Raw genomic sequence first — 19,041 nt, 5'->3', positions numbered from 1 at the left:
CTGACACCGGCCGCGACACCGAGCCCGGCTCGGGCACCTTCAAGGCGCAGGCCGGCGCGGGGCCGCGGAATCCTCCGTCGGCCCGGGCCCGGGAGCTGATCGCGCAGTCCGACGCGCACACCGCGCACAACTACCACCCGCTGCCGGTGGTGATCGCCGAGGCCGACGGGGCCTGGGTGACCGACGTCGACGGCAACCGCTACCTGGACATGCTCGCCGGGTACTCGGCGCTGAACTTCGGGCACCGCAACCCGGTGCTGCTGGCCGCGACCCGGGAGCAGCTGGCCCGGGTGACGCTGACCTCGCGGGCGTTCCACCACGACCAGTTCGGGCCCTTCGTCGCCGAGCTGTCCGCGTTGTGCGGCAAGGACGCGGCGCTGCCGATGAACTCCGGGGCCGAGGCCGTGGAGACCGCACTGAAGACCGCCCGGAAGTGGGGGTACCAGGTCAAGGGCGTCCCGGAGGACCGCGCGCAGATCATCACCTGCGAGGGCAACTTCCACGGCCGGACGCTGTCCATCGTGTCGTTCTCCACCGACCCCGACGCGCGCAACGAGTTCGGGCCGTTCACCCCGGGCTTCGTCTCGGTCCCCTACGGCGACGCCTCGGCGATCGAGGCCGCCATCACCGACGACACCGTCGCCATCCTCCTGGAGCCGATCCAGGGCGAGGCCGGCGTCCTGGTGCCGCCGGACGGGTACCTGGCGGCGGTCCGCGAGATCTGCACCCGGCGCGGCATCCTGATGATGGCCGACGAGATCCAGTCCGGGCTGGGGCGGACCGGATACACCTTCGCCTGCGACCACGAGGACGTCGTCCCCGACGTCTACATCCTGGGCAAGGCGCTCGGCGGCGGCATCCTGCCGGTCTCGGCGGTGGTCGCCGACCGCGACGTGCTCGGCGTGTTCCACCCCGGCGAGCACGGCTCCACCTTCGGCGGCAACCCGCTGGCCTGCGCGGTCGGCCGCGCGGTGGTCGGCCTGCTGGCCACCGGCGAGTACCAGGAGCGGGCCCGCACGCTCGGCACGCACCTGCACCAGTCGTTGGCGAAGCTGCCGAAGGAGATGGTACACGAGGTCCGCGGACGCGGACTGTGGGCGGGCGTCGACATCGACCCCTCGTTCGGCACCGGCCGCGAGATCTCCGAGCGCCTGATGGCGCGCGGGGTCCTGGCCAAGGACACCCACGGCTCGACCATCCGCATGGCACCGCCGCTCGTGGTGACCGCCGAGGACCTGGACTGGGCGGTGCTTCAACTACAGAGCGCTCTGGGTTGATACTGTCTGTCGGTCGCGACGGACCCGGCCTCGGCGGCCGGGTCCGCGCGGCGTGATCGGCCGCGCTCGCGGCGGGGGTACGGCCCGCTGCGGGCGCGGCTTCGTTTCCTTAGACGCTCGCTGCGACGTTTTAGTCGCACTGGAAGCCGGTTTTCTCAGGAAACGCGGTCCGAGCACTACGGCCGAGGTCGTCGTCAATGAGTCGTCTTCAATGAACTGATGACGTCACCCCTTCGCCGCAACCGCTCGTTCCTCGTGCTGGCGCCGGGACCCTGTGGCTGCCGAGCGGCGGTCTGAGTGCGCGCGCCTGGTGGCGGCGTCCGGGATCAGGGGTCCGGGGTTACGAGGCGGCGGACCGCTAATCTCAGGGCATGGACAGCCTCGACCGCTCGATCATCGACGTTCTGCGGCGCGATGCGCGTGCGTCGTTCGCCGAGGTCGGGGCGGCGGTGGGGTTGTCGGCGTCGGCGGTGAAGCGGCGGGTCGACCGGCTGCGCGCGGACGGCTCGATCCGCGGGTTCTCCGTGATCGTCGACCAGACCGCGCTCGGCTGGACCACCGAGGCCTTCGTCGAGGTCTACTGCGGGGACCGGACGTCGCCGGACGTGATCCGGGAGTGCGTTTCCCGGCATCCCGAGGTGGTCGCCGCCTACACGATCACCGGGGACGCCGACGCGCTGCTGCACCTGGTGGCCGAGGACATGCGGCATCTGGAGGAGGCGCTGGAGCGGATCCGGCGCGAGCCGGAGATCCAGCGGACGCGCTCGGCGCTGGTGCTGACGCGGCTGTTGGTGCGCGATCCGACGCTCTGAGCAACAGAGAACGGTCCGGTGTCCACAACAGGACACCGGACCGTCTAGTGCTCAGATCAGAGCGCTCAGATCAGGCCGAGCTGCTTCACCGCGTCGCGCTCCTCGGCGAGCTCGTTGACCGAGGCGTCGATGCGGGCCCGCGAGAAGGCGTCGATGTCCAGGCCCTGGACGATGCTCCACTCGCCGTCCTTCGTGGTCACCGGGAAGGAGGAGACCAGGCCCTCCGGCACGCCGTAGCTGCCGTCGGAGACGACGCCCATGGAGGTCCAGTCGCCCTCGGCGGTGCCGTTGACCCAGGTGTGGACGTGGTCCAGGGCCGCGTTGGCGGCGGAGGCGGCGCTGGAGAAGCCGCGCGCCTCGATGATCGCCGCGCCGCGCTTGGCGACGGTCGGGATGAAGTCCTTCTCGATCCAGTCCTGGTCGTTGACGACCTCGGCGGCGTTCTTGCCGGCGATCTTGGCGTGGAACACGTCCGGGTACTGGGTCGCGGAGTGGTTGCCCCAGATGGTCATGTTCGTGATCTCCGAGACCGGCACGCCGGTCTTCAGCGCGAGCTGGCCCAGGGCCCGGTTGTGGTCCAGGCGGGTCATCGCGGTGAAGCGGGACTTCGGGACGTCCGGGGCGTGCGCGGCGGCGATCAGGGCGTTGGTGTTGGCCGGGTTGCCGACCACCAGGACCTTGATGTCGTCGGCGGCGTGCGCGTTGATCGCCTCGCCCTGCGGCTTGAAGATGCCGCCGTTGGCCTCCAGCAGGTCGCCGCGCTCCATGCCCGCGGTGCGGGGGCGGGCGCCGACCAGCAGCGCCACGTTGGCGCCGGTGAAGCCGTCCTTGGGGTTGTCGTGGATGTCGATGCCGGCCAGCAGCGGGAACGCCGAGTCGACCAGCTCCATCGCCGTGCCCTCGGCGGCCTTGACCGCCTGCGGGATCTCCAGCAGGTTCAGCTTCACCGGCACGTCCGGGCCCAGCAGGTGACCGGAGGCGATGCGGAACAGCAGGGCGTAGCCGATCTGGCCGGCCGCGCCGGTCACGGTGACGTTGACGGGGGTGCGGGACATCGCTTGTGGCTCCTGCGTTTATGTGAAGGTTCCGTATGGATGTGTTGCCAGCCCACAGGCTACTCCTGGAGTACCAGCGCGGTTTCTCTCCGGTAGGGCCGACGCCTGTGAGAAAGCAGACATACGCGGGAATCGGATGAATCCGCTCCGCGCACGGTTCGTGGCTGTCGGTGGCGAGTGGAAGACTCGGGCATAACGACGTGATGTGCCTCACAACGACTTGTGCGGTGCCGCGCCGCCGCCCCGCCGCACGCCCGAGAACGAGGAAGGCCCGCTCATGATCACCTCCGACAACACCCCGAACCTGCCCGGCTGGATCGATCTGGGCTCCCCCGATCCCGGCGCCTCGGCCGCGTTCTACGGCCAGGTCTTCGGCTGGACCTCCGAGCAGCTGATGCCGGACTCCCCCGACGGCCCCGGCTACTGGTCGCTGCGCAAGGACGGCAAGTCGGTCGCCGGCCTCGGCGGCCTGACCGATCCGGCCGCCAAGCCGGACTGGATGACCTACGTCCGGGTCGCCGACGCCGCCGCGTCCGTGGCCGCCGCCGAGGCCGGAGGCGCCAAGGTGCGCGTCCCGGTCATGGAGGTCCCCGGCGAGGGCACCTTCGCGCAGCTCACCGACCCCAGCGGCGCCGAGTTCGCGGTCTGGCAGTCCGGCGGGACCACCGGCTTCGAGGCCTGCTGCGTCGACGACACGATGCTGTGGGCCGAGTTGTGGACCCGTGATCCGGCGGTGGCGAAGGCCTTCTATCCGGCGCTGTTCGGCTGGAACGTCGAGCCGTACATGGAGGGCGCGCCGGAGGGCGGCGGCTACGACATGTGGACGACCCGGCCCGGCGACCCGCTGGCCGCGTTCGGCGGGATCATGACGATCACCGACCAGGTGCCGATCCAGGACGAGAAGTGGATCCCCTACTTCATGGTGGCCGACGCCGACCGGACCGTGGAGCGCGTGACGGGCGCCGGCGGCACCGTCCTGATCCCGGCCGCCGACGCCCCGCCCGGACGGCTGGCGGCGCTGACCGACCAGTTCGGCGCGCGGTTCAACATCCTGCAGCCGGCGCCGATGGGGTAGGGGACACCCGCTGTCACCGGCCCTCACCGGCCCTCACCCGCCTGGCGTCTGGACAGGCGGTGCACGATGGCAGCATGACCTACACCGATGACGCCAAGGGCCTGCAGGAGGACCTGGTCCTCCTGCGCCGCGACCTGCACCGCATACCCGAGATCGGCCTGAACCTGCCCCGCACCCAGGAGCGGGTCCTGGCCGCGCTCGACGGCCTGCCGCTGGAGATCACCCTGGGCACCGGGCTGAACTCGGTGACGGCCGTGCTGCGCGGGACCGGGCCGGCGGCCGGGGATGCCCCGGAATCGCAGAAGGCCCCCAAGCAGGCCGTGCTGCTGCGCGGCGACATGGACGCGCTGCCGGTGGTGGAGAAGACCGGCCGGGACTTCGCCGCCGCCGGCCCGAACATGCACGCCTGCGGCCACGACCTGCACACCGCCATGCTGGTCGGCGCGGCCAAGCTGCTGAGCGCGCACCGCGACCGGCTGGCCGGCGACGTGGTGTTCATGTTCCAGCCCGGCGAGGAGGGCGACGACGGCGCCGGGCACATGATCCGCGAGGGCGTGCTGGACGCGGCCGGTCCGCGCGTGGTCGCCGCCTACGGCATGCACGTGATGTCCGACCGCCTGCCGCGCGGCCACTTCGTCTCCCGCGCCGGCACCTTCATGGCCGGCGCCGACGAGATCGCGGTGACGGTGCGCGGCGCCGGGGCCCACGGCTCGCGCCCGCACACCGGCAAGGACCCGGTCCCGGTGGCCTGCGAGATGGTGGTGGCGCTGCAGTCGCTGGTGACCCGCAAGTTCGACATCTTCGACCCGGTGGTGATCACCGTCGGCGAGTTCCACGCCGGCACCGCGGCGAACATCATCCCGGACGACGCCACCTTCCACGTGACGATGCGCTCCTTCTCCCGCGAGTCCCGGGCCCGGCTGCTGGAGGTGGTGCCGGAGCTGTTCCACGGGCTGGCCTCGGCCTACGGCTGCACCGCGGAGATCACCTACAAGGAGCAGTACCCGCCGACCGTGAACCACGCCCCTGAGGTCGACTTCCTGGAGGAGGTCGTGCGCGAGGTGCACGGCGAGGAGCGGTTCTCGCGGATCGCCAACCCGAACCCCGGCGCCGAGGACTTCTCGCGCGTGCTGGAGGAGGTGTCGGGGACCTACGCGTTCCTCGGGGCGTGCACCAAGGACGACTACACGAGCGCGCCGTCGAACCACAGCCCGCTGGCCGACTTCGACGACTCGGTGCTCGGCGACGGTGCAGCCCTGCTGGCCGAGCTGGCCGACCGGCGGCTCGCGCGCGGCTGAAGCTGAGCATGGCTGAGCACGACGAACACGGCTGAACGCGACTGCGCAGGGCCGAGCCGGGCTGAGCTGGGCTGGGCTGGGCTGGGCGCAGCCGAACGCGGCGCGACCGCAACGCGAAGCGACCCGGTCGGCCTTCGCCGTCCCGCGACGTGAAGCGGCCCCGGACAGACCGTCCGGGGCCGTTTCACGTCGCGCGGGGAATCAGTTCCCTGCCAGCGCCCACGCCCCGTACGGGCTCCCGGCGCCGGGCGCCGTCTGCCGCGCCGCGTGCAGCGCACCGTCCCGTTCGAAGGCCAGCACGACCTGGCGGCCCTGGCCGTCCAGCGCGACCACCGGCGCGCCGATCACCACGTTGCCCAGGTCCGGGAAGCTGCTGAAGCCGACGTTGGGCGCGCCCTGGACCATCAGGCTCACCCCGCCTCCGCCGTTGCGGGTGGCGGCCGTCATGCGGCCGTCGCCGCCGGCGTTCGCCGAGACGGCCTCCAGCCCGACCGGGCCGATGACGCCGGGCGTGGTCGTCCAGAAGCCCGTGGGCCGCTGCCACTGCGTGGCGACCTTGCCGGTGCCGCCGCCCTCGACGTAGAAGATCTCCATGCGGCCGTCGGCGTTGCGGCTGATGCTGACCGGGCCCGCGGTCGGCGGCCCGACCGGCACCCGGTCGATCGGGTAGGCGCCGCCGGGGGTCTCGCTCCAGTGCAGCAGGCCGCCGATGGCAGGTGCGAACAGCTCGACGTGCCCGTCCGGGGCCAGGCCCGCGGTCAGGTCGTCACGCACCTGGTAGCCCTTGATGTCGGTCCACTCCTGCGGCCAGGTCCCGTTCGGGTTCTGCTTCAGGATGCTGACGCCGCTGCCCCAGTTCCGGACGAACACGGTCAGCCGGCCGTCGCGCTCGGCCACCACGGCCGGGTTGCCGGTCAACGCCTCCTGCGCCGGATCGGGGTTGGGGTTCCCCAGCGACATCCACGGTCCCCAGCCGCCCGAGGAGGTCTGGGCGGTGGTGACGATCTGCTCGTCCGACAGCCGGACGCCGACGATGTGCAGGGTGCCGGACCCGTCCTTGAGCAGCGTCAGCGCCGGGGCCAGCGGGGAGCTGCCGGGCACCGTCGTCGGACCGGTCCAGGCGCCGCCCGAGCTGTTCTCCCGCCAGACCTGCACCTTGTTGTCCAGCATCGCCACCGCGTTCAGCCGCCCGGCGGAGTCCAGGGCCGCCCAGTTCACGCCGTTGGTCCAGCGCGGGTACTCGCGGTGGGTGAACCCCGAGTAGAAGGCGTTGTAGGGGTCGGGCTCCGGGTCGTTCTTGCCGCTGTAGCGGCCCCCGTTCGGATTGCGGTTGGGTCCGACGTAGGCGAGGAACTCCTGCTGCTTGTCGCCGGCCGTACCGGGGTCCAGATCCGCCGGGTCGACGTTGACCGTGTAGTCCCGGTAGTCGCGCAGCAGGAGGTGGCCCCGGCCGCCGGGTCCGTGCCAGCTCTGGGACGCCGCGCCGACGAACCGGGTCACGCCGATGTGGTCGATGTTCCGCTCGAAGTTGTAGCCGACGTTGGGGTCCAGGGACAGAACCGTGCTGGCCTGGTAGCGGGCCATCAGGGCGGCGAGAGTCTGGAACATGTCGTCGTGGGTGTAGTACTGGTGCGCCCACCGGCCGTCGCAGTCGCTGCCGTCCCGCGGGTCGCTGCCCTCCGACATCTCCCGCAGACCCTCCTTGGGGAAGGAGAAGAGGTCGTAGATGTTCTGGAAGCCGTTCTCGCCGGACTTGTAGTTCCCGTCACCGGCCTCGTGCAGGCGCAGGAACACGAGCTTGGTGGAGGGCCGCTGGTCGAGGGTGTCCTCCTCGATGACGTGGCCGTCGACCGTGACGGCGTTCCTGGTCCACGTGGGGTTCTGGACCCCGCGCGAGTGCGCGGCCCGCAGACCGTTGAACCTGCTCTCCGAATAGGCGCAGGTGCTGGGGAACTCCTTGTTCGGACCGGCGTGGTTGGTGGCGTCGCCGCCGGTCACGTACAGGCTCGTGCTGGGGAGGTTGTAGTCCTCCTTCATGTCCGGTTCGAAGAACAGCAGGTCGTCGTCCGGATGCGCGATGATCGCGAGCACCGACGGCGCCACCGCGGGGCTGTCCGCGAACGCCGGCGGCCCCCAGACCGCCGCGATCGCGGCCGCGGTGGCGAAGGTCGCCAGGCCGGCCATGGCCTTTGTTCGAACACGCATAGGAGCACCGGTCCACTCGGGGCATGGGGCCATCCGACCCAATTGTCACTTTCATGGCGAAATGTACATCAATCTCCGTATATTCTGCCGTATCGTGACGTCCGACATCAGAACTCAGGGATCGGGAGGCACGTCAGTGGAGCGGTTCACGCCCCGCCGTCACACCCGCCGGGGGGTCGCGGCCGTCGCCGTGGCGGCCCTGGCCGGACTCGTCCTGCTGCCCGCGGCCGCGGCCCGCGCGGCGTCCGGGCCGCATACCGACTTGTTCACCGAGAACGGCGTGTTCACCGTGCCCGCCGGGGTCACCCAGATCGAGGTGACCGTGTCCGGCGGCGGCGGAGGCGGCGGCGGGGACAGCACCGCGCCGGGCCTGCAGGCCTGGGGCGGCGGAGGCGGCGGCGAGGGCGGGCTGGTGACCTGCCGGTTCACCGTGACGCCCGGCACCAGGTACGACATCGTGGTCGGCGGCGCCGGCGGCAGCGGGGGAAGCCAGGGCGACCCCGACTCCGCCCCGACCGCCGGCGCCGGGGCGGACGGCGGCGCGCCGGGCGCCGACCGGTCCCCGACCGCCGCGGCCGGCAGCCCCGGCGGCCCGAAGGGCGGCGGAGGCGGAGGCGGCGGAACCGGGGCGTCCGCGCCGGACCGGATCTCCAGCGGGGTCGGCGGCCAGGGCGGCGGCGTGGTCCACGGATCCGGCGGCGCCGGCGGCCCGGGCACCACCAACCAGACCCCGGGCGGCGGCGGAGGCGGGGGCGGCGGCGCCAGCAGCTTCAGCTCCGGCGGCACCCTGGCCTACGCCTTCGGCGGCGGCGGAGGCGGCGCCGGACAGCTGGACCAGCACGAGGGCGGCTACGGCGGGGACCCCGGCATCGGCGGCGCGGGCGGCGTCTGCAAGCAGGACGGCAGGCAGATCGCCGCGGTGCAGAGCGTCGCCGGCGACAGCGGCGGCCGGGGCGCCTCCAACGACGGCATCTTCACGGTGTTCGGCGGCGACGGCGGCGGCACGCTGTCCGCCCTCGGCGACGGCGAGGGCGGCACCGCCGCGAACGGCGGGAACGGCGGCACCGGCGGCGGCTCACAGCCGCCGAGCGCGGTGTTCGGCGCGGGGCCCGGGCCGGTGCTGGCGGCGCCGGGGTTCGGGAACAACGGCGCGGTGATCGTGACGTACACGCCCGCGAGCTGAGGCGCGGCTTCCGCGAAGCCGTGGAAACCAACGTGAAAACCATGAGGTGCGCGACCATCCGGTCGCGCACCTCTCCCGTGCGGTGAGGACCGGCGATTACGCCGAGGCCATCGCCTTCTGCAGGTTCTCGTCGATCGCGGCGAGGAACTCCTGCGTGGTCAGGTACGGCTGGTCCGGCGAGATCAGCAGCGCCAGGTCCTTGGTCATCTTGCCTTCCTCGACCGTCTCGACGCAGACGCGCTCGAGGGTCTCGGCGAACTTCACGACCTCGGGGGTGTTGTCGAACTTGCCCCGGTAGGCCAGGCCCTGGGTCCACGCGTAGATCGAGGCGATCGGGTTGGTGGAGGTGGGCTTGCCCTGCTGGTGCTGGCGGTAGTGGCGGGTGACGGTGCCGTGCGCCGCCTCGGCCTCGACGGTCTTGCCGTCGGGGGCCATCAGGACCGAGGTCATCAGGCCCAGCGAGCCGAAGCCCTGCGCGACGGTGTCGGACTGGACGTCGCCGTCGTAGTTCTTGCACGCCCAGACGTAGCCGCCCTCCCACTTCAGCGCGGAGGCCACCATGTCGTCGATCAGGCGGTGCTCGTAGGTCAGGCCCGCCTTGTCGAACTCGGTCTTGAACTCGGCGTCGAAGACCTCCTGGAAGATGTCCTTGAAGCGGCCGTCGTAGCCCTTGAGGATCGTGTTCTTCGTGGAGAGGTACACCGGGTAGCCGCGGTTGAGGCCGTAGCGCATCGAGGCGCGGGCGAAGCCGCGGATCGACTCGTCCAGGTTGTACATGGCCAGCGCGACACCGGGGCCCGGGAAGTCGAAGACGTTGAGCTCGATCGGCTCGCCGCCGTCCTTCGGGGTGAAGGTCAGGGTCAGGGTGCCCTCGCCCGGGACCTTCAGGTCGGTGGCGCGGTACTGGTCGCCGAAGGCGTGGCGGCCCACGACGATCGGCTTGGTCCAGCCCGGGACCAGGCGCGGGATGTTGCTGATGACGATCGGCTCGCGGAAGATCACGCCGTCGAGGATGTTGCGGATGGTGCCGTTCGGCGACTTCCACATCTTCTTCAGGCCGAACTCCTCGACCCGCGCCTCGTCCGGAGTGATGGTGGCGCACTTGACGCCCACGCCGTACTGCTTGATCGCGTTCGCGGCGTCCACGGTGACCTGGTCGTCCGTGGCGTCGCGGTGCTCGATGCCCAGGTCGAAGTACTTCAGGTCGACGTCGAGGTAGGGCAGGATCAGCGAGTCCTTGATGAACTGCCAGATGATCCGGGTCATCTCGTCGCCGTCGAGCTCGACGACGGGGTTCGCGACCTTGATCTTGGGACCGGAGTAGGCCATGGCGGATCGTCCTTACGGATCGGGAAGAATTATCTCGACCTCAAGATACATGGCCGTGCCCGCGGATCGCCAAGCGGTGCCGGACCCGCGATGACCGATGGTGACGCAGACGACACCGGAGCTCAGTTCGAGAAGATCCCCTGCACCAGCAGCCCCAGCACCACCAGCGTGGTGCCGACGACCGTGTAGGTGCCGACGTCGATCGCGCGGCGGCGGACGGCCAGCGTGCCGGCCACCCGGGTGGGCAGGAACAGCCGCAGCCCGGCGGCCAGCAGCAATGACATCCCCATCACCGCGGCGCCCTGGAAGACCTCGTTGTGCACTATCACCGTCATGCCGAAGCCGAAGCCGGCCAGCACCGTCAGGATCGGCCACTCGGCGACGACCTGGCGGCCGAAGGAGACCCCGGAGGGACGGTTGTTCGCGGGCATGGCGCAACTCTACTTGCGCCGGATGACCTCCACGTCCGCTATCTGTAACGAGCGCGCTACGGCGCCACGGCGGTGTCAGCCACCGCGCCGCAGCCGACCGGCCGACGCCGTCACACGGTTCCGGCCGGGACCACCCAGCGCGTCGGCTGCTCGGTGAACGCCGCGATCGTATCGAAGTCGTTGTCATAGTGCAGGACCGTCAGGCGGGAGGCCCGGGCCGTGACGGCGACGACGAGATCCGGGATCGACGCGGCTCGGTGCTGCCCCTTCTCGGTCAACGCCTCCTGGACCTCCGAGGCCTGAGCCCAAAGGTCATCAGGCTCCTGCGCCCGGACCAGCGAGTCCTCGATCTGCTGCTTCATACGGCTGCGCTCCTGGATGTTGCGCGCCGAGAACAGAAGTTCGAGCTCGGTCACGCCGCAGATCGAGACGAGCCCGCGCTCCATGAGCGGCACGATCGCATCGGCGACGGACGGAATGTGCAGACGGGCCAAAGCACTCTTGTCCGCCAGATACCCGGTCACCCCCACAGCCGCTCCTCGGCTCCGGGTTCGAGGAGCGCCTGGAAGGCGCCCTCGTCGGCGAGCGTCACCAGGTCCCGAACGGCCGCGACCCTTATCACCTCACGAAACGCCGCATCGATCGTCTCGCGGATCGAATCGGTCCCGAGGATCTCCCGCGTACGGTTGAGCTTCTCCAGATCGATCTCGACGCTGGTCTTGGCCACGGCTCCTCCAGGATATTCACTAGACCATCCCAAGGATATCAACTCAGCGGAGTTGTAGATATCCACGCCGCGCCAACGAGCGCGCTACGGCGCCACGGCCAGCCAGTCGGCGAACCCGCTGGGCCGGTGCGCGCCGATGAACAGCGTCTCGAACAGGCCGAACCCGGTGCGCACGCCCTCGGGCCCGTCGTACTCGAAGCGCGAGAGCCGCTCGGTGATGCCGAACATCCCGGACTTCGCCGCCGCCTCCTCGGCCGGCATCCGCACCTGCTGCACCACCAGCTCCGGACCCTGATACATCCCGTGCCGCCAGTCGGCGTCCAGGCCGTAGCCGCTGCCGACCGCCATGTGCAGCGGGATCAGCTGGGTCACCCGGACCCGCTCGGCGCGGCCTGCGAAGCTCACCGTCGCGGTCTGCACGTCGCGGGTGCCGGAGGTGTAGTGCAGCTCCAGCTCGGGACGGCCCAGCGCCTCGGCTGGACGACCGTCGTTGAAGACCTTCACCGCCTCCTCCAGAACCCGGCCGCCGTCCTCGTCCTCCTGCGCGATCACCAGGATCGAGAAGTCGTCGAACTGCATCGGCGCGTAGACCCAGTGGAACGTCGGCGGCACCCCGCCTTTGCCCTGGATCCCGGCGGGCTCGGCCTCGCCGACCGGCCGGATGCCCCAGGACCGGTCGCGCGAGCCCCACCAGGTGTCGGGGGTGACGGCGAGTTCGTCCTCGCCGATGCGCAGCGTCCCCTCCCAGAAACCGGTCTGGGCCAGCCGCACCGAGTCCATCCACACCCGGCCGTTGCGCCGCACGAACTGCCGCGGCTCCCGGGTCGCCGGGATCGCACCGGTCCAGAGCAGGTCGAAGGAGAGCTCGTACTCCCCCGGCTCCAGCACCACCCGCAGCCGGTTCAGCGGCTCCAGCACCTCGATGCGGAACGGGCCCACGGACAGGTCGCCGCGGTCGGCCCCCAGCTCGCGCGAGGCCCGGACGACGCGATGGACCCCTTTGTGGACGACCGCGGCGAAGGCGTCGGTCACCCCGAGGTTCGGGTACTGGCCCACTCCCAGCGCCATGAACAGGTCGTCGGTGCGGCGGTGGAGGTTGAAGTAGTAGCGGTCGTAGAAGTTCCGGTCGGAGGTGGCGACGTGCGCCAGCGACTCCGAGGTCTGATGGAACGGGAAATCATCAAGGGGGGACAGGTCCCGATGGTCACCGGACATGTCCCCCCTTGTAGGGGTGATCTGATCAACCGTCAATAGCGACGCGTCAGAGCTGCGTGAGAGCTACCTCAGAGCTGCCGCTCCGCGATCTCCACCACGTTGTTCAGCAGCATCGCGCGGGTCATCGGCCCGACGCCGCCGGGGTTCGGCGACACCCAGCCCGCCACGTCGCGCACGTCGTCCGCGACGTCGCCGGCCAGCCCGCCCTCGCCGCGCGACACGCCGACGTCCAGCACCGCCGCGCCCGGCTTCACCAGGTCGGCGGTGATCAGGTTCGGCACGCCGGCGGCGGCCACCACGATGTCCGCCTTCAGCGTGTGGAAGGCCAGGTCGCGGGTGCCGGTGTGGCACAGCGTCACCGTCGCGTTCTCGCTGCGCCGGGTCAGCAGCAGGCCCAGCGGCCGGCCCACGGTGATACCGCGGCCGACGATCACCACCTCGGCCCCGGCGATCGCCACATCGTGCCGCCGCAGCAGCTCGACGATGCCCAGCGGGGTGCACGGCAGCGGCGCCGGGGCGCCGAGCACGAGCCGGCCGAGGTTGGTCGGGTGCAGGCCGTCGGCGTCCTTGTCCGGGTCGACGAGCTCCAGGATGGCGTTCTCGTCGATGCCCTTGGGCAGCGGCAGCTGGACGATGTAGCCGGTGCAGGCCGGGTCCTCGTTCAGCTCGGCCACGGCCTCGGCGACCTGCGCCTGGGACGCGGTCGCGGGCAGCTGGCGCTGGATCGAGGCGATGCCCACCTGCGCGCAGTCGCGGTGCTTGCTGCGCACGTAGGACGCCGACGCCGGGTCGTCGCCGACCAGCAGCGTGGCCAGGCCGGGCACGATGTCCCGGGCCTTGAGCGCCTCGACGCGCACCGAGAGCTCGCTCTTGATGGTGGCGGCGGTGGCCTTGCCGTCCAGAATCTGTGCCGTCATGGTTCACGCCTCCTTTAGTGGGTGAAGTGCCGGGTGCCGGTCATGTACATGGTGACGCCGGCCTTGCGCGCCGCCTCGATCACCAGCTCGTCGCGGACCGAGCCGCCGGGCTGCACCACGGCCTTGACCCCGGCCTCGGCCAGGACCTCGAAGCCGTCGGGGAACGGGAAGTAGGCGTCGGAGGCCGCGACCGAGCCGGGCGCCTTGTCACCGGCCCGCTGGACCGCCAGCTTGGCCGAGTCGACCCGGTTGACCTGGCCCATGCCGACGCCGACGGAGGCGCCGCCGGAGGCCAGCAGGATCGCGTTGGACTTCACCGAGCGGATCGCGCGCCAGGCGAAGACCAGGTCGGCGAAGGTCTGCTCGTCGGCCGGCGCGCCGCTGGCCAGCGTCCAGGTCGCCGGGTCGTCGCCCTCGGCCTGGTACAGGTCGCCGTCCTGGAGCAGCAGGCCGCCGCAGATCTGGCGGAACTCCAGCCGGCGGCGGTTGCGGCTGCCGGTCTTCAGGATCCGGATGTTCTTCTTGGTCTTCAGCGTCTCCAGCGCCTCCGGCTCGTAGTCCGGGGCGCAGATGACCTCGGTGAAGACCTCGTTGACCTGGAGCGCCATCGCGTTGGTGACGGTGCGGTTGGCGGCGATGATGCCGCCGAAGGCCGAGACCGGGTCGCACTCGTTGGCCAGCCGGTGCGCCTCGGCGATGTCGCCGGCCGCGCTGACCGCGATGCCGCAGGGGTTGGCGTGCTTGATGATGGCGACGCAGGCTTCTTCGAAGTCGTGGGCCGAGCGGATGGCCGCGTCGGTGTCCACGTAGTTGTTGTAGGACATCTCCTTGCCGTGCAGCTGCTCGGCGGTGGCCAGGGTGTCCTGCTCGCCTTCGCTGACGTAGAGCGCGGCGCCCTGGTGCGGGTTCTCGCCGTAGCGCAGGACCGCCTTGCGCTCGTAGGTGCTGGCCAGGAAGTCGGGGAAGCGGGACTCGCCGTCGGGCGCGTAGGCCGAGGCGAACCAGCTGGCGACCGCGGTGTCGTACTCGGCGGTGTGCGCGAAGGCCTCGGCGGCCAGACGCTTGCGCTGGGCGAAGGTGAAGCCGCCGCCGGTGACCGCGGTCAGCACCGCGTCGTAGTGGGCCGGGTTGACCACGACGGCCACGCTCGGGTGGTTCTTGGCCGCGGCCCGGACCATCGAGGGGCCGCCGATGTCGATCTGCTCGACGCACTCGTCGGGGGCGGCGCCGGAGCCGACGGTCTGGGTGAACGGGTAGAGGTTCACCACGACCAGGTCGAAGGGCTCGACGCCGAGCTCGGCGAGCTGCTTGCGGTGGTCGTCCAGCCGCAGGTCGGCCAGGATGCCGGCGTGCACCTTCGGGTGCAGGGTCTTGACCCGGCCGTCCAGGCACTCCGGGAAGCCGGTGAGCTCGGCCACCTCGGTGACCGGGATTCCCAGGTCGCGGATCAGCTTCGCCGAGCCGCCGGTGGAGACCAGGGCGACCCCGGCCGCGTGCAGGCCGCGCGCCAGCTCCTCAAGCCCGGTCTTGTCGTACACGCTGACCAGCGCGCGCTTGATCGGGCGGATGTCACCGCCGGGGGGCACAGCAGAGTTGCTCACTGGAAAGTGACCTTTCGGTTGTCGATGGTCCAGCCTTGGCGGGCCAGCCGGCCCACGACGTCGACGAGCAGCGCCCGTTCCGCCGTCTTGATGCGCTCGTGCAGGCTCGCCACGTCGTCGTCGGCCTCGACCGGGACGGCGGCCTGCGCGATCACCGGGCCGTCGTCCACGCCGCCGGCGACGAAGAAGACGGTGCAGCCGGTGACCTTCACGCCGTAGGCCAGCGCGTCGGCGGGGCCGTGCATGCCGGGGAAGCTCGGCGAGAGCGCGGGGTGGGTGTTGATGACGCGGCCGTCGAAGGCGGCCAGGAAGTCCGGGCCGAGCAGCTTCATGAAGCCGGCCGAGACCACCAGGTCCGGCTCGTACTCGGCGACCTTGTCGCGCAGCGCGCGGTCCCAGTCCTCGCGGGTGGCGAAGTCCTTGACGCGGAGCGCGAAGGTCGGGATGCCGGCCTGTTCGGCGCGCTCCAGGCCCTGGATGCCGGTGCGGTCGGCGCCGACGGCCACGATGGTGGCGCCGAACGCGGGGTCGGCTTGCTGGGCCTGCCGGACTGTCTCGGCCTGCTGCGCTTTCTCAGCATGCTGGGCTTTCTCGGCATTCTCTGCGTCGATCAACGCCTGCAGATTCGTGCCCGAGCCGGAGACGAGGACCACGATCCTCGCCGGGGCGCCCGGGCGGTGGTGCACGAGAGCTGGTGGGCTCTTCGTTCCTTCGGGGTGGACCACGACCGCGGCCTCCTCATAGGTGTTTGCTGTTGTCTGCCGGTCGGACCCATCCCACTTGGACGGGCGGGGTCGCCATAGGCAACGATAGTGGGCGGACGGGGCGTAGCCCGCCAGCCGACCAGCGATGAACCGATCATGTCCACGATAACCCGGAGGACTTCCGTGACCGATGCCGAGCAGCGGCCCACGCCGACGGACAGCGGGCTCGGCGCAGGTGGCGTCGGGGCTGCTGAGCCGGATGAGCAGGGTGGGGCGTCCGGGTCGGATGCGGTGGCGGCGGCTCCCGTTCAGACCAGGGCCCCCGCTCAGACCCAGACTCCCGTCCAGACTCCCGCTCCGGCTGCGGCTCCGGCTCCGGCTCCGGTCGAGGACAACCCGTTCGCGCCGCCGCCGGAAGACGCGCACGACCAGCAGCCCGTCCCGCCGGCCCCGTGGGGCGCGCCGCCCCAACAGCCGTACGGCCAGGTGCGTCCGGGACCGGTGCAGCCCTGGGGCACGGAGCGTCCGCGCGAGCCGGAGCAGCCGCACGCCCCGTGGGGCGACCCGAACCGGTACGGCCCGGTGGACCGGCGTCCGGACCCGCGCGAGGATCCGGACCGGCGCTACCGCGACCAGCGCGAGACTCCGGCTCCGCAGCGTCCGCAGCGGGACCTGAAGACCCGCTGGGCGCTGGGGCTCTCGCTGGGATCGACGGCGTGCACGATGCTGGCGATCTACCAGGGCCTGGCGACGTTCCCGGCGTGGATGGTCGGCTCGGCGGCGGGGCTGGCGTTCGCGGTGGCGGCGTTCGTGCTGTCGATCTCGGCGCAGCGGACCGCGGCGCTGAAGCACCAGCGCGCCTCAGAGGCCACGGCCAGCATGGTCTCCGCCTCGGTGTCCGGCGTGCTGGCCGGGCTGCTGCTGGTGGCCTCGATCGTGTGGTGGACGCCGTTCAAGGACTACGCCAAGTGTATGGAGGGTGCGAACACCCAGGTCGCCGAGAAGGTGTGCCTGACTCAGCTGGAGAACAGCACCGGGATGTCGACGTCGCGCTGAGCCCTCGCCGAGTCAACCCCTGTACATAAACTCCTGCTGATCACCGCAGATCACGGGGAGGTTGCGGCGACCCTATATAGGGTTTCCGCGCTTCTGACCGAGCCCTACTGTGTGGATGTCCGACGCACTCCACACAGACAGCAAAGGCCTCTCGTCGTGTCCCAGGATCCCTGGCAGAACCCGAACGCCCCGCAGCAGGGCGGTTCTGCGACTCCCCCGCCGTCTTATCCGGCGTACCCGTCGTACCCCGGCGGCGCGTACGGCTACGCCGCGCCGGCACCGGTGAAGCCTCCGATGCCGAACTCAGTCCGGACCGCCGTCAACCTGATGTTCGTCGGCCTGGGCATCGGCCTGATCAACATGGTCATCGGACTCACCCAGATCAACGCCGTCAACGACCACCTGCGGTCGCTCGGGTACTCCGACACCACCATCAACAGCGACAAGGGCGTCTTCATCGGCAGCGCCGTCGTCGGCGGCCTCATCGGCGCCGGGCTCTGGCTCTAGATGGCCCTGGCCACCCGCGGCGGGCACAACTACGCCCGCATCGTCTCCACCGTCTTCTTCGGCATCGGCGTCCTGGGCAGCATCAGCAACCTGGCCAACAGCTGGATCCCGGCCATCGACAAGATCAGCTCGGTCGCCACCCTGCTGGTCGGCCTGCTGGCGATCATATTCGTCTGGCGGGGCGAGTCCGGGCCCTACTTCCGCCCGGCGCCGGGGCCGGAGTACGGCTACGGCGTCCAGCAGCCGCCGTACCCGCAGCCGGGGCAGCAGCCGCCCTACGGGTCCGGGCAGCCCCCGTACGGCCAGCAGTAACGGCGGCGCCAGCACCACCGCGGCGGCGGTCACCCCCAGGAGGAGGAGGGTGGCCGCCGCCGTGCGCCAGCCGGAGGGGCCCAGCGTGGCCATGCGGCCGCCAGCCACCGGGCCGCCGGAGAGCGTCGCGGCCAGCCCGGCGAGCAGCGCGACGGTGACGGCCGCCGCGCTCAGGGCCCGGACCCGGTCGCCGAGCGCGGGATGCCCGGCGCGCATCACGACCAGCGCCAGCGCCACCCCGGCCGTCACCGGCAGCGCGAGGAACGCCAGGTCGTAGGGGAAGATGCGGCTGCCGTTCCGGGGCAGCGCGCCGAGCAGCGGGAACACCGGCAGCGCGCCGACCTTCGCACTCAGGACACTGACACCGGTGCCGGTGCCGACCGCGAAGCCGGGGCCGAGGACGAACGAGGCCGACCAGGCGACGGCGTTCGGCAGGAGCGCGAGGCTGAGCAGGAGCATGCCGACGGCGTCGGCGATGCCGCGGGGCCAGCCGGGTTCGGGGAGGTGCGCGATCAGCGTCCCGGCCAGGGCCAGCGCGCCGCCGCCGATGAGCACAGCGCCCGCGGTCGCGGCTGCGCGGACCGCTGTGGACACCCAGCGCGGGGCGTCGCAGAACCCGGCGATCCGGCGCCAGCGCGCGGCCGTCGGGACCAACGCGCCGAACAGGACCGCGAAGAGCACGGCCTGCGCGGTGTCCGGATGCACGTCGCTGGTCGCGGCCCCGGCGGCGACGAGCGCGGCGACCAGGCAGTAGCCGGTCGCGGCGCCGAACGCGGTGTAGGCGAGGTGCACGGGCCGGGCGACCGGCGCGACGGCCGTGTGCCAGAGCCCGAACACCACCAGCGCGGTGAAGCCGAGGGGAGCCAGCGCCACCCGGCCGGCCGGCACATCGAGCGCCGCGTGGTGGCCGAGCAGCCAGAGCTGGCCGCCGACCCGCAGCGGACCGGTGATGCCCGCGGTGTTCGGCGCCGAGACCAGCCAGACGGCCACGCAGAGGGTGACGGCGGCGAGCCAGGTGGCGATGGCGGCCAGCGCTGCGTGGGCGCCGGCGCGCGCGGCCAGGCGCAGGTCGCGGCCGTAGGGGCCGTTCCAGGCGACGAGAAGCGTGTCGCCCCAGTCGGCGGCCAGCTCGCGCAACGCTTCGCCGAGTGGTGGGACCTCCGGCTCGCCCTCCGGCTCTTGACGAGCACGCGCTGCCGCGAGCTGCTCGGCCACCCAGCTGCGGTCCGGCCCGGCGTCTGCGTTCACGGCGCTGCGGGGATCGGGTTCATCGCGCATGCCCCCCACTCTGGCCAGGGTCGACGCGCTGGGTTGGGCGGTGGTGCGCGCCTCACCGG

17 protein-coding genes are annotated in these 19,041 nt (G+C 71.4%); 6 read left to right on the top strand and 11 right to left on the bottom strand.

The features are described 5' to 3' along the window. Positions 1–95: 95 nt before the first annotated feature. Together rocD and GWK61_RS29290 are read left to right on the top strand one after the other, a co-directional pair. Entirely contained in the window at positions 96–1,277 is a 1,182-nt protein-coding gene (rocD, locus tag GWK61_RS29295; RefSeq protein WP_194913940.1) for an ornithine--oxo-acid transaminase, read from the top strand. Positions 1,278–1,648: 371 nt separating this feature from the next. Further along, the gene (locus GWK61_RS29290) at positions 1,649–2,089 is read left to right on the top strand and encodes an Lrp/AsnC family transcriptional regulator (protein ID WP_194913902.1); all 441 of its coding nucleotides are present in this window, start codon (positions 1,649–1,651) and stop codon (positions 2,087–2,089) included. 65 nt (positions 2,090–2,154) lie between these two features. On the opposite strand, the gene GWK61_RS29285 is transcribed toward GWK61_RS29290, so the two are convergent. Next, a complete protein-coding gene (locus GWK61_RS29285; protein ID WP_194913900.1) occupies positions 2,155–3,144 on the bottom strand; it encodes a malate dehydrogenase in 990 nt (329 codons plus the stop codon). A 277-nt stretch (positions 3,145–3,421) separates the two neighbouring features. Between GWK61_RS29285 and GWK61_RS29280 the strand changes: the two genes are divergently transcribed. Next, positions 3,422–4,219, top strand: coding sequence for a VOC family protein (locus GWK61_RS29280; protein WP_194913899.1), 798 nt, complete (start codon positions 3,422–3,424; stop codon positions 4,217–4,219). Positions 4,220–4,293: 74 nt separating this feature from the next. Beyond that, the gene (locus tag GWK61_RS29275; RefSeq protein WP_194913890.1) at positions 4,294–5,517 is read left to right on the top strand and encodes a M20 metallopeptidase family protein; all 1,224 of its coding nucleotides are present in this window, start codon (positions 4,294–4,296) and stop codon (positions 5,515–5,517) included. Positions 5,518–5,718: 201 nt separating this feature from the next. Here the strand turns inward: GWK61_RS29275 and GWK61_RS29270 are convergent, their stop codons facing one another. Continuing rightward, on the bottom strand, positions 5,719–7,722 hold the full coding sequence (locus GWK61_RS29270; RefSeq protein ID WP_194913888.1) for a DUF8189 domain-containing protein: 2,004 nt from the start codon (positions 7,720–7,722) through the stop codon (positions 5,719–5,721). Between the two features lie 94 nt (positions 7,723–7,816). On the opposite strand from GWK61_RS29270, the gene GWK61_RS58765 reads away from it, so the two are divergent. Continuing rightward, positions 7,817–8,905 carry a hypothetical protein gene (locus GWK61_RS58765; protein ID WP_194913881.1) on the top strand — a complete coding sequence of 363 codons (1,089 nt, stop codon included), beginning with the start codon at positions 7,817–7,819 and terminating at the stop codon, positions 8,903–8,905. 96 nt (positions 8,906–9,001) lie between these two features. On the opposite strand, the gene GWK61_RS29260 is transcribed toward GWK61_RS58765, so the two are convergent. The 8 genes from GWK61_RS29260 to purN all read right to left on the bottom strand — a co-directional run bounded on the left by GWK61_RS29260 (position 9,002) and on the right by purN (position 15,850). Continuing rightward, entirely contained in the window at positions 9,002–10,234 is a 1,233-nt protein-coding gene (locus GWK61_RS29260) for an NADP-dependent isocitrate dehydrogenase (protein ID WP_194913879.1), read from the bottom strand. A 122-nt stretch (positions 10,235–10,356) separates the two neighbouring features. Then, positions 10,357–10,665: a DUF3017 domain-containing protein gene (locus tag GWK61_RS29255; RefSeq protein WP_194913877.1), complete on the bottom strand. Its 309-nt coding sequence runs from the start codon at positions 10,663–10,665 to the stop codon at positions 10,357–10,359. Positions 10,666–10,775: 110 nt separating this feature from the next. Then, the gene (locus tag GWK61_RS29250; protein ID WP_323747806.1) at positions 10,776–11,189 is read right to left on the bottom strand and encodes a PIN domain nuclease; all 414 of its coding nucleotides are present in this window, start codon (positions 11,187–11,189) and stop codon (positions 10,776–10,778) included. Continuing rightward, entirely contained in the window at positions 11,186–11,392 is a 207-nt protein-coding gene (locus GWK61_RS29245) for a hypothetical protein (protein ID WP_194913873.1), read from the bottom strand. The genes GWK61_RS29250 and GWK61_RS29245 overlap by 4 nt, the downstream gene beginning before the upstream one ends. Before the next feature lie 84 nt (positions 11,393–11,476). Next, the gene (locus tag GWK61_RS29240; RefSeq protein ID WP_194913871.1) at positions 11,477–12,607 is read right to left on the bottom strand and encodes an Rv3169 family protein; all 1,131 of its coding nucleotides are present in this window, start codon (positions 12,605–12,607) and stop codon (positions 11,477–11,479) included. A gap of 68 nt (positions 12,608–12,675) precedes the next feature. Beyond that, entirely contained in the window at positions 12,676–13,524 is an 849-nt protein-coding gene (locus GWK61_RS29235) for a bifunctional methylenetetrahydrofolate dehydrogenase/methenyltetrahydrofolate cyclohydrolase (RefSeq protein WP_194913869.1), read from the bottom strand. 14 nt (positions 13,525–13,538) lie between these two features. After that, positions 13,539–15,125, bottom strand: a complete 1,587-nt coding sequence (gene purH, locus GWK61_RS29230) for a bifunctional phosphoribosylaminoimidazolecarboxamide formyltransferase/IMP cyclohydrolase (protein WP_194913864.1) — start codon at positions 15,123–15,125, stop codon at positions 13,539–13,541. Continuing rightward, positions 15,122–15,850 carry a phosphoribosylglycinamide formyltransferase gene (purN, locus tag GWK61_RS58760; protein ID WP_323747805.1) on the bottom strand — a complete coding sequence of 243 codons (729 nt, stop codon included), beginning with the start codon at positions 15,848–15,850 and terminating at the stop codon, positions 15,122–15,124. Before purN ends, purH begins: the two co-directional genes overlap by 4 nt. A 162-nt stretch (positions 15,851–16,012) precedes the next feature. On the opposite strand from purN, the gene GWK61_RS58755 reads away from it, so the two are divergent. Next, positions 16,013–16,885, top strand: coding sequence for a hypothetical protein (locus GWK61_RS58755; protein ID WP_194913863.1), 873 nt, complete (start codon positions 16,013–16,015; stop codon positions 16,883–16,885). A gap of 303 nt (positions 16,886–17,188) precedes the next feature. Here GWK61_RS58755 and GWK61_RS29215 read toward each other — a convergent pair. Then, positions 17,189–19,041: cell division protein PerM (locus tag GWK61_RS29215; RefSeq protein WP_228563126.1), on the bottom strand; the 1,853-nt coding region annotated here is incomplete at its 5' end.

Source organism: Catenulispora rubra (assembly GCF_015356825.1).
Lineage (GTDB): Bacteria > Actinomycetota > Actinomycetes > Streptomycetales > Catenulisporaceae > Catenulispora > Catenulispora rubra.
This window is presented reverse-complemented; position numbering and strand designations above follow the sequence as displayed.

Coding starts and splice junctions, on each gene's coding strand:
- GWK61_RS29290 (WP_194913902.1), top strand. CDS start 1,649: ATGGACAGCCTCGACCGCTCGATCATCGACGTTCTGCGGCGCGATGCG.
- GWK61_RS29285 (WP_194913900.1), bottom strand. CDS start 3,144: ATGTCCCGCACCCCCGTCAACGTCACCGTGACCGGCGCGGCCGGCCAG.
- GWK61_RS29280 (WP_194913899.1), top strand. CDS start 3,422: ATGATCACCTCCGACAACACCCCGAACCTGCCCGGCTGGATCGATCTG.
- GWK61_RS29275 (WP_194913890.1), top strand. CDS start 4,294: ATGACCTACACCGATGACGCCAAGGGCCTGCAGGAGGACCTGGTCCTC.
- GWK61_RS29270 (WP_194913888.1), bottom strand. CDS start 7,722: ATGCGTGTTCGAACAAAGGCCATGGCCGGCCTGGCGACCTTCGCCACC.
- GWK61_RS29260 (WP_194913879.1), bottom strand. CDS start 10,234: ATGGCCTACTCCGGTCCCAAGATCAAGGTCGCGAACCCCGTCGTCGAG.
- GWK61_RS29255 (WP_194913877.1), bottom strand. CDS start 10,665: ATGCCCGCGAACAACCGTCCCTCCGGGGTCTCCTTCGGCCGCCAGGTC.
- GWK61_RS29240 (WP_194913871.1), bottom strand. CDS start 12,607: ATGTCCGGTGACCATCGGGACCTGTCCCCCCTTGATGATTTCCCGTTC.
- GWK61_RS29235 (WP_194913869.1), bottom strand. CDS start 13,524: ATGACGGCACAGATTCTGGACGGCAAGGCCACCGCCGCCACCATCAAG.